Source organism: Kitasatospora sp. NPDC056076 (genome assembly GCF_042266305.1).
In the GTDB taxonomy this organism is placed as follows: Bacteria; Actinomycetota; Actinomycetes; order Streptomycetales; family Streptomycetaceae; genus Kitasatospora.
In genome coordinates this window covers 39,295-53,211 of record NZ_JBHJWG010000012.1, presented here as the reverse complement: position 1 = coordinate 53,211, position 13,917 = coordinate 39,295, and the positions used below count along the sequence as shown (strand labels likewise).

The window sequence follows — 13,917 nt, the reverse complement described above, 5'->3', positions numbered from 1 at the left end:
ACCGCACTCCCGAGTCCCTCGACAGCACCACCGCCGACGCCGCCTATCGCCAGCTCTGCCACAAGACCACAGCCGTCCGATGCATCGCACCACACCGCCTCAACTACGAACATTCGCATTAGCTATCCCACCCGCATCCCCCAGTCGGACGTCGACATGAGGAAGCGGCCCCCCGACACCCGCTGACCACCAGGAGGCTCGACCGATGCCCGGCCCAGGCAACCTTCGCCGGGCGGGTGGACGACCTCAGTGCAACACCCGCGTCTGGGACGCCGCAGAGCGCAGCCCACACCCGCCAGAGCGGACCGCGTGTTCGTGCTGCGGGCGGGTCTCTACCTCGACGGAGGTCTCGCCTGAGCAGCATTTCGCAGCTACGCGTACGGGTCGCGCAGCGGCCGGGGCTCGCGAATTCCGCGCGCGATCTCCTTGGGGAGATCCGGGCCGGCCATGTAGTAGCGGCTCTGCGCCTCGCCCTTGGCGCCTAGCCAGCCAGCACGGACGAGTTCGCGGATGTCGCGTTGGGCCTGCTGTTCGCTGAGTTCGGCATCCGTCTGGTAGGTCGCGCGGCGCAGGCGGTTGCCCATGGCCGTGGGGTAGAAGGGCGTAGAGCATGCGGTCGGGCCAGCCGCGCTGCTCGACGGCTTCGTCGAGGGCGGCCCAGACCTCGCGGGTGGTGTTCACCTGGCGCTCGACGCTCTGGGCCTGCTGGTGGTGGGCGCGCAGGCAGAACCGGATCCAGGGCAGGGTGTCGCGGTCCGGAGTCCAGACTGGGCTACCGACGTCGGCGAGGATGTCGTAGTAGCGATAGGTGTTGCGGGCCCTGCCGAGCCATTCCTCGATGCTGGAGAACTCCGGCGCCATGATCCCTTCGCGGGCCAGGACCAGGGTGTGCAGGGCGCGGGACATCTGCCCATTGCCGTCCGACCACGGGTGGATCGCCACCAGGTTCAGGTGCGCCATCGAGGCCCGCACCAGTCCCGGAGCGTTCAGATCGCCCTCGTTCAGCCACCCGACGAGTTCGCCAGTCAGTTCTGCCAGCTGCTGGGCATCAGGAGCGGTATAGGCGGCGATGGTCGGGTCTTCGGCGGAGGTGACGTACACCGGCCCGGTGCGCCACCAGCCGGGCCGTTTGATCAGGTGGTGGCCTTGCATCATGAAGTGCAGCGAGTTGAGCAGGCCCTTGCTGTAGGCGAAGTCGTCGCCCGCTTCAGCGAGGCGCTGGATGTAGGTCATCGCCCGCCGATAGCCCTCGATCTCGGCCGTGACGGTGTCGTTCGCATCGATCGGCGCTTCGCCGACCATGATGTCCTCGACGTCCGACACGCTCGCGGCGTAGCCCTCGATCGTGTTCGATCCGGCGATTGCCCGCGCCGTGAGGTTACGCCGCAGCTGCCCCTCCCAGCGACGTGAAGTGCGCAGACGGAGACGCAGCCGGTTGCGCATCTCGTCAATCTCCGCGAGGACGGACTGGTCGATGTCCTGCAGCAATGGCACAGCGTAGAGCATGAAGCAATGACACCATGACGGCATCAAACAAGCAGGCGGAACCGGCGCAACCATGGTGCATGAGTACTTCGATGCATCCCTGGGAATCAGTCGCCCCGGATCCGTTCAGCGAGATCACCACCGCCGACCTTCCGACTCCGCCGAGCGCCCTGCGCTCGCAATACCGCACTTCACGCTTACCAGCCCCCGCCCGCCGGCCTCCCAGGCCACCCCGGCCCAGAAACAGGCCTGGGCCAGCTTCCTGGCAGGGGCTGTCCACAATGGGCTCGACCCGACACTGGTCACCCAATGGCCGACCATCCTGGCCGACGCCACCGGCAGCCCCGTCCTCCCGTCCCTGGCCTCCATGCCGTTGGGCGACTACGTCAACCTCCGCCTCCCGGTCATCCTGACCGGCCTGGAAACCACCACACACGCCCCCTACCTCGCCGGCTGGCACCTGCGGATCGAGCCCGAGCTCGGGCGGCTCCCCCTCCGCCTGATCACCACCGCTCTCATCACTGCGGCAGTTCTCGGCTGGATCGCCGATGGCTGCAGCCGCTCCACAATCAAGAACACCCTCGCGATGCTCTCTCGCATCTTCGAGCAGGCCATCGCGGACGGCATCCTCGAACACAACCCCGCCCACATCGCTGGCCGGCAGCGCGAATTCCAGCCGGTCGAAGACGAGCTGCGGGATCCCTACTCCCTCGCCCTGCACGGCTGGGACGCCCTCACCAAACTCGCCGATGCCCTGGTCGCGGCCTCATACAACCGCTATCGAGGATGGGGTGATGTCGTCGTCCACAGCGTCTGCACCGCTACAAGGATCGGCAAGGTCTCCGGAGTCCGGGCCCGCGACGTCGATACCGAGAAGTGGCTCCTGACCTGCCGCCGACAGACCCCCCCACTCCCGGCGGCCTGGTCAACAAGCACACCGAGGGTAGGGTCGCCCGTCCCACCCCGATCATCGAACCAATGTGCCCGCTCATCATCAGGTGGCTCCGAGCAACGCGATGCGACCCGGACGTCCTCCAGATCCCGGAAGCTGGAAGCTGGACAAGCCCTCACTCATCACCTCGAGGAGCTCCAACGCCGCGACCGAATCACCCGCCGATGGTAACGTTCCGCAACTATCGCCACTCTGAAATTGCAGGTCTGTCCTAAGGCGGCCCAGGCCGCTCCAAGGTGAGCAGTAGGTGCCAGGAGGTCCCGAGAAATGTCCCGGCATCTACCACTTTGACCGACTTGACCAGTGCCCGGTGCACTTGACCTTCGGTCAAGTGCACCACCACACCTCGCGCAACAGCCACCAAAGCAAGGACTAGCTTTTGAGGGGGACCACTTGGGGGCGGGAATCCCACCCCGAAAACCAGCAAGAGCGGGCACTTGGCTTCCCAAGTACCCGCTCTCACAAGCGACATCACTGTCGGGACGACAGGATTTGAACCTGCGACCCCTTGACCCCCAGTCAAGTGCGCTACCAAGCTGCGCCACGTCCCGTGGTCTCGGTGCCTTGCGGTGGGGCCTGGGGGGCCTTGCCGGTTGGCTTCTCGACCTTGTCTCCGGTTGTTGTCCCGGCGACGTGGAAAACAATACAGCACGTCGGGGGGTGCTCGCTGCCAGGTTTCGGGGGTGGGGCGGGGAGGGGGTCAGGGGGTAGGGCGGCGGGCGTCGTAGGTGAGGAAGGCGGGGCGGCGGGCGGCGAGGAGGAGGACGCAGGCGACGCAGGCGAGGCCGCCGGTGATGACGGAGGTGGCGGGGTTGGTGAGGGCGGAGACGGCGCCGGATTCGAAGTCGCCGAGGCGGGGGCCGCCGGCCACGACGACGATGAAGATGCCCTGGAGGCGGCCGCGCATCTCGTCGGGGGCGGCGACCTGCATCATCGTGTTGCGGAAGATCATGCTGACGGTGTCCGCGCAGCCGGCCACGGCGAGCAGGAGGAGGCCGAGCCAGAGGTTGTGGAGGGCGCCGAAGGCGGCGATGGCGAGGCCCCAGGCGGAGACGGCGGCGAGGATCGCGACGCCCTGGCGGTGGACCCGGCCGACCCAGCCGGAGAAGAGGGCGCCGATCAGGGCACCGACGGCCGGGGCGGAGACGAGCAGGCCGACGGTGCGGGCGTCGCCGGCGTAGAAGGTGACGGCGATCGCCGGGAAGAGGGCCCGGGGCATGCCGAAGATCATCGCGGCGAGGTCTGCGAGGAAGCTGGTGCGCAGGTTGGGCTGATCGCGCAGGAAGCGCAGGCCGTCGAGGACGGAGGCGCGGCCCTTGCGCTCGCCCTCCGGCCGCATGGCGGGCAGGCGCCACACGGCGTACAGGGTGCCGGCGAAGGCGACGGTGTCGACGAGGTAGGCGGCCTGGGCGCCGAAGGCGCCGATCAGGACGCCGCCGAGCATCGGGCCGACGGTGAGGCCGAGGTTCATGCTGACGGTGTTCAGCGCGTTCGCGGCCGGGAGCTGGTGGGCGGGGACGAGCCGGGGGATCATCGCCGAGCGGGCGGGCGAGCTGATCGCGAAGAACCCGGCCTGGAGGGCGACGGCGGCGTAGAGGAAGGCCACCAGATGGAAGCCCGCCAGGGCCTGGGCGGCGAGCAGGGCGGAGACGACGGCCAGGCCCGCCGAGCCGATCAGGCCCAGCTTGCGGCGGTCGACGGTGTCGGCGATCGCGCCGCCGTACAGGCCGAAGGCGACCAGTGGGACGAGCGAGAACAGGCCCACCAGGCCGGTGGCGAAGGCGGAGCCGGTCAGGTCGTAGACCTGGACGGAGACGGCCACCGCGGTCATCTGCTGGCCTATGGAGGACACGGCCTGCCCGGACCAGACCCGGCGGTAGTCGGCGTTCTCGCGCAGGGGGCTGAGGTCGGCGAAGGCCCGCCGGTACCAGGGCACCTGCACCGGTACCGCCGGAGCAGCGGTGGTGGCAGGAGCAGCCGTGGCAGCAGGAACGGCGTCGGCAGGAACGGCGTCGGCGGCAGGGGCGGCGGCGGTCGGGGTATCAGGGGGTTGGTTGGCGGTCACAACAGTCCATGGTTGCCCCGGCCTCCGCCGCAGCCGACACCGGGGCCCCTGTACGCCCGCCCGCACTACCTGGTGAGCACCTGCTTCTCCCCCGCCTCCACCGCGAAGTCCAGCCGGTTGCCCGGCGGCGGGAACGGGCAGATGAAGTGGTCGGCGAAGGCGCAGGGCGGCAGGTAGGCCCGGTTGAGGTCGAGGACCGTCCGGCCCTCGTCGTCCGGCGCCGGCAGGGTGATGAAGCGGAAGCGGTAGGTGTCGATGCCGCTGGTGGCGTCGGCGATGACGCCGGTGAGGTTGCGGCCCGAGCGGCCGACGGTCAGGGTGCGGTGCTCGCCGGCGACGGTGAACTCGATCCGCCCGGTGACCGCCAGCGGCCGGTCCTTGCCGTCCGCGTTCGGGACGAGCACCGACTGCCCCTCCTCCTCGAACGGGGTGTAGACGGCGGGGACGGCCCACTCGGGCGCGTACGGGTAGGCGGCGATGCCCGCGAAGCCGGTGCGGGTCGGCGCGGCCGGGTCGAAGACCCGCAGGGCGAGCTCGCCCTCCCGCTCGATCGGGACGAGCAGCAGGTCGCCCAGGGTGGCGGTGCCGGCGGCCGGGTCGGTGTCCGGGCGGAGCAGTACCTCGCCGTCGATCGGCCCGTCGGCGCCGTCGACGGTGATGCCGTCGCCGGCGGCGGCCCGTACCCGGACGCCCTCGGTGTCGGCCCACCAGAGGCCGGGCAGGCCCGGGACCTCGGCCGGCTCAGGCTCCAGCCAGTGCGTGCCGGTGAGTGCGAGCTGTCCGTGCAGCGCGCTCACCGACGCCGCCCGCCCGTCACTCCAGTGCTTCCAGTCCTCCGCGGCCGTCGCCGTCATCGGTCAACCCTCCCGGTCCGGTCCGCGGACGGCCCGCTGTTCGGGCCGTCCGTATCGGTCATCCTGCACAACACCGCCCGCCGGTGCGGATCATTCCCGGCTTACGGCAAGCCGCCGGACCCGTAAGGAGACTGCAATGCCGCGGCAACAGAGGGCGGCCGGGAGCCCGGTCCTCCGACGACCGTCACCACCACCGCCACGACGAGCGCCACCACCACCAGCGGTCAGCCCTTCAACGGCCGGAACAGCCCCTCCTGCACCACCGACACCACCAGCTGCCCGCTCCGGTCGTAGATCTGCCCGCGGGCCAGGCCGCGCGCGCCGTGGGCGATCGGGGACTCCTGCTGGTAGAGCAGCCAGTCGTCGGTCCGGAACGGCCGGTGGAACCACATCGCGTGGTCGAGCGAGGCCATGTCGAAGTGCCGGGTGCCCCAGAGCGGCTCGACGGGGGCTCGGACGGCGTCCAGCAGCGTCATGTCGCTGGCGTAGGTGAGGGCGCAGACGTGGATCAGCGGATCGTCCGGCAGCGGGCCGTTGGTGCGCAGCCACACACCGCTGCGCGCCTCGACGTCGACCAGGTCCTCCTTGTTCCAGCGCAGCCGCTCGACGTAGCGGATGTCGAAGGGCTGGCGACGGCTGATGAACGGGGGGAGCTCGCCGAGCCGGGAGCCGACCTCGTCCAGGGCGCTGGGCAGGCCTTCGGGGGCCGGGACCTCCGGCATCGGGTACTGGTGCTCGATGCTGCCCTCCTCCGGTCTGTGGAAGTCGGCGGTGAGCGAGAAGATCGACCGGCCGCCCTGGATGGCGAGCACCCGGCGGGTGCTGAACGAGCGGCCGTCGCGGATCCGGTCGACCTGGTACACGATCGGCACGCCGGGCACTCCGGGGCGCAGGAAGTACGCGTGCAGCGAGTGGACGGGGCGCGCGTCGTCGATCGTGCGCCCCGCCGCGACCAGTGCCTGCCCGGCGACCTGGCCGCCGAAGGTGCGCTGCAGGGCCTCCTCGGGGCTGCGCCCGCGGAAGATGTTCAGTTCGATCTGCTCCAGGTCGAGCAGATCGACGAGGTCGTCGACGGGGGTACCCATGCGCGCGCTCCCTCTCGTAATGGTGTTCGGTTCTCCAGCTCACTCGAATTGTCCGGCGACCCGGGGCATTCCCGCTCACCGACCCCCACCCACCGATTCACTCGAACGAGTAAGCGAACCGCTCGGGCTACGTCGCCAGCCCCGACTGCCGCACCGTGATGTTCAGCCGCCCGGCCAGCTCCAGCCCCGAGCCCGGATCCGCCGTCCCCGGCAGCGTCCGCACCACCCCGTGGTACGCGAACCGGGCCGGCCCGCCGAACACCAGCAGGTCCCCGCTGCGCAGCTCCAGGTCCGTCCACGGCCTGGTCCGGGTCTCCGTGTTGCCGAGCCGGAAGACGCAGGTGTCGCCGAGCGAGAGCGAGACCACCGGCGCGTCCGCGCGCTCGTCGCGGTCCTGGTGGAGGCCCATCTTCGCGCCGTGGGGGTAGTGGTTGACGATCGCGGTGTCGGGCTCGTAGTCCGCCGCGCCCGCGATCCCGCCGACCGCTCCGCCGTACGCGTCCGCCACCGCCCGCCGGGCGAGGTCCCCCAGCAGGGGCGGGAACGGCTTGACGGGGGTGCCGTCCTCGGCGGTCCGCGCGTACCCGTAGGGGTACCAGTGCCAGCCGAGGCTCACCATCCGCACCGACATGAGCCCGCCGGTGGGCATCCGCACGCTGTGCAGCCCGGCCGGCGGGCGGGCCCACTCCCGACAGGCGGCGACCAGCCGCTGCTGCGCGGCACGGTCCAGCCAGCCGGGCAGCAGCACGGCGCCGGGAGCCGGTTCGGACCGCTCCCGGACGGCCTGCTCGCCGGACGGCTCCCCGAACAGCTCACCCTGGATCACCCCACCATCCTCCCGCAGCCCCCACCCCGGCACGAGCCGCTCCCCCACCACCGGACTCCGACTACGGCTCCGACTCCGACTCCGGTTCCGGCTCCGACGACGGCTCCAGCTCCGGCCCCGATGTCGGACCCGCCCCCGACCCCGACCCCGGCCCCGATGTCGACCCCGCCCCCGGCCCAGGCCCGATCATCCCCAGCTCCCGCGCACAGGTCGGCCACGCCTCCCACCCCTGCTGCCGCAGGATCTCCTCCCCGACGGTGGTCTGCTCCCGCCGGCTCCCGTGGTCGGGCCGGTCGGCGAGGCGCAGCCCGCCCGCCTCCGCCCAGGTGGTCGGCCGGATCTGCAGGCCTCCGTAGAAGCCGTTGCCGGTGTCCGCGTGCCAGTCGCCGCCGCTCTCGCAGTCGGCGAGCTCGTCCCAGACGAGGTCCGCGACCCGCGTCGCCGCACCGGCCCGTACGTCGCCCGCGACCACGGCCAGCACCACCGCCACGGCGGCGCCCGCCCGGATCACGGCCCGGGCTGTCCGACCATCACACCGCCCCGGCCACCCCTGCCCCTGCCCCGGCCCCTGCCCCGGCCCCCGTCCGCACCCGCACCCGCACCCGCACCCGCACCGGACCTCGACCCCGCACGACACGGCACCCCCGCACGACACGTCAGACGAATGCGGCACAGCAGCCGACCCTAGGGAGCCCGGACCTCACCCCACCCCGCCACGCCGGGAACGCCGACGGCCGCTCCCCCGCGTGGCGGAGGAGCGGCCGTGACGAACAACCGAGCACCCAGAGACGACCGGAGGCGACCAGAGGTCAGCTCAGCATGCCTCAGAGCCTCAGATGCTCAGGGTCTGACCCGGGAAGATCAGGTCGGGGTTGCCACCGACGACCTTGGCGTTGTTCTTGTACAGGTCGTGCCAGTCCAGGCCCTGCGCGGCGGCGATGGAGCTCAGGGTGTCACCGGACTTGACGGTGTAGTTGCCCTTGGCCGGCTTGGCGTCGTTGGAGGTGTTCCAGGACTTCGCACCGTTCGAGGACTTCGCGGCGCCCTTCTTCGACGGGGCGTCGGTCTTCGGCGCGGCGTCGGCCTTGGGCGCGGCGGCCTTCGGGGCCACGTCGGCCTTCGGCGCGGCCGCGGCCTTCGGGGTGGCCGTCTTCGGCGCGGGGGTCTGCGCCGGCTTGGCGGCGGAGGTGCCGGCCGAGGTGTCGACGGCGGCCGGGGCGCCGCCCTTGGTGAGGCCCGCCTTGACGGAGCACACCGGCCAGGCGCCGGGGCCCTGCGAGGCGAGGACCTTCTCGGCGACGGAGATCTGCTGCGCCTTGGTGGCCTGGTTGGCCTGCGCGGCGTAGGCGGTGCCGCCGAAGGCGGCCCAGGTGCTGGAGGTGAACTGCAGACCGCCGTAGAAACCGTTGCCGGTGTTGATGGCCCAGTTGCCGCCGCTCTCGCACTGGGCGACGGAGTCCCAGGTGGAGACGGGGGCGGCGGAGGCCGAGGTGGCCGTGACGAGGCCGGCCACCGGCAGGGCCGCGACAGCGGCGCCCGCCACGACGGCCATCCGAACGCGGTTGCGCTTGGTGGCGGCGGTGGTGGTGGCAGCGGCGTTCTCGTTACGGAAGGTCATGGGGTTCCTCTCGACAGCCCCGGGCGGGCATGCGGAACCAGACCCTGGGGAGGGTCGCGTTTCGCTTGCCGCGTCCGTCGGACGGCCGTGCACGTGTCGGACGTGCCTCTGCCGCCCTGGCCACCCAGCCGCTCGCCGGCGACCTGTTCGAGCGATCGCGTCGGCGGGCACCTGCCGCGCCCGGCCGGAGCCGGGGAGCGGTGCGTCGGGGGTGAACCCGGGTGGCGCTCGTTGCGCCGCCAAGAAAGCTAGGGGTCGGTCGGCGGGGAAACCAAAACACCACCGGTCTTCCCAGCTCAGCAAAGGGTTACCGGCGGTAATGGCCACACATTCTTGCCCGAAATGTCCGCTTTGGCCATCGATTCCTAGATCAAACATCAAGTCGGCGTGACTCACCTCACCGTTTCATTCCGGCAGTCCTGGCACCGACATCGACAGATTGCGACCACGAGAACACGCGGCGCGGTCGGATCCGGGGCAATTCCCGTCAGCCTCGCCGGGCACCCGTGACGCCTGACACAAGGGCCCGTTGGGCATGGCGACCTCCCCATGCCCCGCCCCATGCCCGCCCCCATGCCCGCCCCCATGCCCGCCCCCATGCCCGCCCCGTGCCCCGCCCCGTGCCCGCCCCCGGGCCCGCCCTTGACCCACCCGCACCCATCCGAGGAGAACCCGTGCCGCGCATGCTCGACGTCAGCGACGAGGTCCGGTCCGAGATCGGCGACGACGAGGCCGACCGCCTGCTCGGCGGCGACCGCGCCCCCGACAGCTACGAATGCACCTCCTGCCGCACCCCAGGCGACACCCACGTGGAGCCCACCAGCACCGTGCTGTTCGTCGGCGACGAGACGGCGGTCCTGGCCTTCGCCCACGCCCGGTGCATCCCCTCCCAGGTGGTGCCGGTCGCCGAGGAGCAGCTGGTCGGCGCCGTCCGCAGCATCAACCAGTCGCAGCCCGCCGCGCCCGGCCTCACCGTCCCGGCCCCGGACCTCACCGCGCCCTCCCCGGACCTCGCCCTCCCCGCGCCGGCCGCCCCCCAGCCGCCCGCCCCCGGCCAGGCCGCCATCCTCGGCATCACCTGCGGGCTCGTCCTGCACGGCAAGGTCGGCCACGCCTCCCTCGTGGTCGAGCCCACCGGCCCGGTCGGCCGGCCCGGCAGCACCACCGGCGAGGACGAGTTCCTCGACCTGCTCCAGGACGCGGGCTTCCAGCCGGTCACCGACCTCGACGAGACCCCGGAGCAGCTGCCCGGCTGGTCGGTCCTGGTCGCCATGGGCAAGCTGCACGCGATCCTCCAGCCCGCCGCGGCCGGCGGCAGCACCGGCTGGTGGCAGGCCCACCAGCCGCTCCAGGTCACCGACGCCTGGCGGATGGCCGCCAGCCAGCTCTCCGAGGTGACCATGTACGCCGTCCCGGCCGGGATGGTCGGCCGCCAGCCCCGCGAGGACCTGCTGCGCCAGGCGCTGGAGCGGGCGGTCGCGCTGGGCCAGGTGGTCGCCGCCTCCCTCCCGCTCGCCGGCACCTGATCCCGCCGCTCCGGCCCACCGGGTGCGGCGGAAGGGCGGCGGGCCGTCCGCCCTTCCGCCGCACCCGGCAGGCACGGCGCGTCCGCAGCACCCGGCGATCCCGCCCCTCCCCCCGGTACGCCGAACGCCCCCGCATCCCCGCCGCCTCTCACTCGTTGGCCCCTACGTGTACAGCTACGACGTCTCCGCACCCGCCGGACGGTCGGCCACCGCCCCCCGCTCGATCCCGGGCATGCGCCCGTCGTACGACGCGGAGCACCCGCACTCGACGACCCCGATCTACGACGAGCTGTACTCCGAGTACCGACGGCTGTTCCGCGCCCTGCCCGGCGACCGCTCGGGCGAGGAGGACCTGAGGTTCACCGGCTTCGCGGTCCGCGACGGCCACCCGCTGCTCGGCGAGCAGCGCCCGTACCCGTCGGCGCAGCAGCAGGCCTTCCACACCTACGCGGGCCAGCCCTCCGGCCTCCCCCAGTTCATGCCGACGCAGTCGCACCACACCCCCACCCAGCACCACATCCCCCAGCACCACGCGCACACCCAGCACCACGCCCCCCAGCACCACGCGCACGTCCACCCCCAGCACCAGCACCAGCACCACCCCCAGCACCAGCCGACCCCCCACCCCGAGCCCATGGCCGCCATGGCCGCCACCGCTGCCACCAGCGACGGCCACGGCCAGGCCGGCCCCCCGGCTCCCCAGTTCACCAACGGCCAGGGCTGGGTCGCCGCCGGCTACCTCGGCGCGGTCCAGCACACCGTGCCCGCCCCGCCGCCGGCCCCGTCCCCGCTGCTGGGCACGGCCACCGGCCTCGCCACGGCCCCCGCCCCGACCGGCGGCCGCCACCGCCAGATGCTCTCGCTCCCCCCTGGCCGCACCGGCGACCACCACTGACGGGCGACCCCCGACCGGCCCCCGCACGACCCCCGACCGTCCCCCGACCGTCCCCCGACCGTCCCCCGACCGCGGCCTGAGCAAGCAGCCGAACCGTCGGTCGGCGCACACCACCGGCAGCGGAAACGCCCGAGGGCCCCGCCACCACCGGTGACGGAGCCCTCCAGCTCGTACAGCTACAGCTACGACTGCAGCTGCGACCTACTTCTTCTTGTTGTTGCGCTTCTCCCGCACCCGCACCGAGATCGAGATCGGCGTCCCGACGAAGCCGAACTCCTCCCGCAGACGACGCTCGATGAAGCGCCGGTACCCCGCCTCCAGGAAGCCCGAGGCGAACAGCACGAAGCGCGGCGGACGGATGCCCGCCTGGGTGCCGAACAGGATGCGCGGCTGCTTGCCGCCGCGGATCGGGTGCGGGTGGGCGGCGACCAGCTCGCCGAGGAAGGCGTTCAGGCGCGCGGTGGTGATGCGGGTCTCCCAGCCGTCCAGCGCGGTCTCGATCGCCGGGACGAGCTTCTCCATGTGCCGGCCGGTCTTGGCCGAGACGTTGACCCGCGGGGCCCACTGCACCTGGACGAGGTCGCGCTCGATCTCGCGCTCCAGGTAGTAGCGGCGCTCCTCGTCGAGCTGGTCCCACTTGTTGTAGGCGACGACGACGGCGCGCCCGGCCTCGACGGCCATCGAGATGATCCGGGTGTCCTGCTCGGCCAGGGTCTCGCTGGCGTCGATCAGGACGACCGCGACCTCGGCCTTCTCCAGCGCGGCGGAGGTGCGCAGCGAGGCGTAGAAGTCGGCGCCGGCGGTCAGGTGGACCCGGCGGCGGATACCGGCGGTGTCCACGAACTTCCAGGTCTTGCCGCCGAGTTCGATCATCTCGTCGACCGGGTCACGGGTGGTGCCGGCCAGCTCGTTGACGACCACCCGCTCCTCGCCGGCGACCTTGTTCAGCAGGCTGGACTTGCCGACGTTGGGCCGGCCGATCAGCGCGATCCGGCGCGGGCCGCCGGGGGCGGCGTCGCCGAAGGTCTGCGCCGGGGCCTCGGGCAGCGCGTCCATGACGGCGTCCAGCAGGTCACCGGAGCCGCGGCCGTGCAGGGCGGAGACCGGGAAGGGCTCGCCCAGGCCCAGCGACCACAGGTAGGCCGCCTCGGCCTCGGTGGACGGGCCGTCGACCTTGTTGGCGCACAGGACGGTCGGCTTGCCGGCCCGGCGGATGAGCTTGATCAGGGCCTCGTCGGTGTCGGTGGCGCCGACGGTGGCGTCCACGACGAACAGGACCGCGTCGGCCTGCTCGATGCCCAGCTCGGCCTGCGCGGCGACCATGGCGTCGATGCCGAGGACGTCGATCTCCCAGCCGCCGGTGTCGACGACCTTGAAGCGGCGGCCGTTCCAGCTGGCCTCGTAGGTGACCCGGTCACGGGTGACGCCCGGCTTGTCCTCGACGACGGCCTCGCGGCGGCCGATGATGCGGTTCACCAGGGTCGACTTGCCGACGTTCGGGCGGCCGACGACGGCCAGCACCGGCAGTCGGACGTGCTCGGCGCCGTCCTCGCCCTCGAAGCCGTCGAGGTCGAAGCCCTCCTCGGCCGCGAGGGCCATGTACTCGGCGTAGTCGGCGGCGTCCAGCTCGCCGGGCCCGGCGGAGTGGTCTGCGGTCATGTTCGTCTGTTCCGTTTCCCGGCGCGGCCCTTCCCAGGGGCGTGCCGTGCGTACCTGCCCCGCTGGGGCAGCGCGATGGTTTCCTCCGCGGCACCTGACGGCCCGCGGTTCGTTCGATGGTCGGCCGGTCCTTCGAAGACCGGCCGTACCGGTCAGACCGAGGACAGTCCGGCCCGCTCCTCCACCAGCGCGGTGATCCGGCCGATCACCTGCTCCAGGGTGAGCTCACTGGTGTCCACCAGCACCGCGTCCGCGGCCTGGGCCAGCGGCGCCGTCTCCCGGGAGGAGTCGGCGGCGTCGCGGCGCGCGAGGTCGGCGGCCATCGCGGTGATGGTCGCCTCGTCCACGCCCTTGGCCCGCAGCTCGGCCGCCCGGCGCGCGGCCCGGGCCGCCTCGGAGGCGGTCAGGAACACCTTGACGGTGGCCTGCGGGAACACCACGGTCCCCATGTCCCGGCCCTCGGCGACGATGCCGCGCTCGGCGACCTCGGCGCAGCCGCGCTGCAGCTCCACCAGCCGGGCCCGCACCGCCGGCACCGCGGAGACGGCGCTGACCTGCGCCGTCACCTCGGGGCCGCGGATCGGTCCGGAGACGTCCTGACCGTCCACCGTGATGGTCGGCCCGTCGGCGTCCGTACCGGACACGATGACGGGCTTGCCGCACGCGACGGCCACCGCCTCCGGGTCGTCGACGTCCACGTCGTTGGCCAGCATCCACCAGGTCATCGCCCGGTACATGGCGCCGGTGTCCAGGAAGCTCAGGCCCAGCCGGGCGGCGACCGCCCGCGAGACGGTCGACTTGCCGGAGCCGGAGGGTCCGTCGATGGCGACGACGACCGGGGCGTGCGCTCGGTCGGCAGTGTCCACGGGGCCGAACCTCTCTCTGAGCATGCTGACGCATGGGAGCCGGCGCCTACGGGGGCGAGCGGCCGGGGATTGTCTCCCTCAAGGTT

The 13,917-nt window shown here is 72.2% G+C and carries 12 protein-coding genes and 1 tRNA gene; 3 read left to right on the top strand and 10 right to left on the bottom strand.

Going from position 1 to position 13,917, the window contains the following annotated elements:
• Nucleotides 1-246: 246 nt before the first annotated feature.
• The gene (locus tag ACFC1T_RS12560; protein ID WP_375887132.1) at nt 247-1,488 is read right to left on the bottom strand and encodes a Fic family protein; all 1,242 of its coding nucleotides are present in this window, start codon (nt 1,486-1,488) and stop codon (nt 247-249) included.
• A 70-nt stretch (nt 1,489-1,558) separates the two neighbouring features.
• Between ACFC1T_RS12560 and ACFC1T_RS12555 the strand changes: the two genes are divergently transcribed.
• Nucleotides 1,559-2,608, top strand: coding sequence for a hypothetical protein (locus tag ACFC1T_RS12555; protein ID WP_375887130.1), 1,050 nt, complete (start codon nt 1,559-1,561; stop codon nt 2,606-2,608).
• Nucleotides 2,609-2,914: 306 nt separating this feature from the next.
• Here ACFC1T_RS12555 and ACFC1T_RS12550 read toward each other — a convergent pair.
• From ACFC1T_RS12550 to ACFC1T_RS12520, 7 genes are all read right to left on the bottom strand, one after another.
• Nucleotides 2,915-2,988: transfer RNA gene (locus tag ACFC1T_RS12550), tRNA-Pro, on the bottom strand.
• Between the two features lie 149 nt (nt 2,989-3,137).
• On the bottom strand, nt 3,138-4,502 hold the full coding sequence (locus ACFC1T_RS12545) for an MFS transporter (protein ID WP_375887127.1): 1,365 nt from the start codon (nt 4,500-4,502) through the stop codon (nt 3,138-3,140).
• A 65-nt stretch (nt 4,503-4,567) separates the two neighbouring features.
• Nucleotides 4,568-5,356, bottom strand: coding sequence for a DUF1684 domain-containing protein (locus tag ACFC1T_RS12540; protein WP_375887126.1), 789 nt, complete (start codon nt 5,354-5,356; stop codon nt 4,568-4,570).
• A 224-nt stretch (nt 5,357-5,580) separates the two neighbouring features.
• Nucleotides 5,581-6,441, bottom strand: coding sequence for an acyl-CoA thioesterase (locus ACFC1T_RS12535; protein ID WP_375887124.1), 861 nt, complete (start codon nt 6,439-6,441; stop codon nt 5,581-5,583).
• 127 nt (nt 6,442-6,568) lie between these two features.
• Nucleotides 6,569-7,264 (bottom strand): alpha-ketoglutarate-dependent dioxygenase AlkB, encoded by a 696-nt coding sequence (locus ACFC1T_RS12530; protein WP_375887354.1) that lies wholly within the window; start codon nt 7,262-7,264, stop codon nt 6,569-6,571.
• A gap of 64 nt (nt 7,265-7,328) precedes the next feature.
• A complete protein-coding gene (locus tag ACFC1T_RS12525) occupies nt 7,329-7,778 on the bottom strand; it encodes a transglycosylase family protein (protein ID WP_375887122.1) in 450 nt (149 codons plus the stop codon).
• A gap of 321 nt (nt 7,779-8,099) precedes the next feature.
• Nucleotides 8,100-8,885: a transglycosylase family protein gene (locus ACFC1T_RS12520; protein WP_375887119.1), complete on the bottom strand. Its 786-nt coding sequence runs from the start codon at nt 8,883-8,885 to the stop codon at nt 8,100-8,102.
• A gap of 674 nt (nt 8,886-9,559) precedes the next feature.
• Here ACFC1T_RS12520 and ACFC1T_RS12515 point away from each other — a divergent pair.
• Nucleotides 9,560-10,411, top strand: a complete 852-nt coding sequence (locus tag ACFC1T_RS12515) for a hypothetical protein (protein ID WP_375887117.1) — start codon at nt 9,560-9,562, stop codon at nt 10,409-10,411.
• Nucleotides 10,412-10,577: 166 nt separating this feature from the next.
• The gene (locus ACFC1T_RS12510) at nt 10,578-11,306 is read left to right on the top strand and encodes a hypothetical protein (protein WP_375887115.1); all 729 of its coding nucleotides are present in this window, start codon (nt 10,578-10,580) and stop codon (nt 11,304-11,306) included.
• A 201-nt stretch (nt 11,307-11,507) separates the two neighbouring features.
• On the opposite strand, the gene der is transcribed toward ACFC1T_RS12510, so the two are convergent.
• Both der and cmk read right to left on the bottom strand, forming a co-directional pair.
• Nucleotides 11,508-12,965, bottom strand: coding sequence for a ribosome biogenesis GTPase Der (der, locus tag ACFC1T_RS12505; RefSeq protein WP_375887112.1), 1,458 nt, complete (start codon nt 12,963-12,965; stop codon nt 11,508-11,510).
• 152 nt (nt 12,966-13,117) lie between these two features.
• A complete protein-coding gene (cmk, locus tag ACFC1T_RS12500; protein ID WP_375887109.1) occupies nt 13,118-13,855 on the bottom strand; it encodes a (d)CMP kinase in 738 nt (245 codons plus the stop codon).
• Between the last annotated feature and the right edge of the window lie 62 nt (nt 13,856-13,917).

What these genes read in the sequence shown, in the direction of transcription:
- ACFC1T_RS12520 (WP_375887119.1), bottom strand. Translation starts at nt 8,885, where the DNA reads ATGACCTTCCGTAACGAGAACGCCGCTGCCACCACCACCGCCGCCACC.
- der (WP_375887112.1), bottom strand. Translation starts at nt 12,965, where the DNA reads ATGACCGCAGACCACTCCGCCGGGCCCGGCGAGCTGGACGCCGCCGAC.
- ACFC1T_RS12555 (WP_375887130.1), top strand. Translation starts at nt 1,559, where the DNA reads ATGGTGCATGAGTACTTCGATGCATCCCTGGGAATCAGTCGCCCCGGA.
- ACFC1T_RS12535 (WP_375887124.1), bottom strand. Translation starts at nt 6,441, where the DNA reads ATGGGTACCCCCGTCGACGACCTCGTCGATCTGCTCGACCTGGAGCAG.
- ACFC1T_RS12540 (WP_375887126.1), bottom strand. Translation starts at nt 5,356, where the DNA reads ATGACGGCGACGGCCGCGGAGGACTGGAAGCACTGGAGTGACGGGCGG.
- cmk (WP_375887109.1), bottom strand. Translation starts at nt 13,855, where the DNA reads ATGCTCAGAGAGAGGTTCGGCCCCGTGGACACTGCCGACCGAGCGCAC.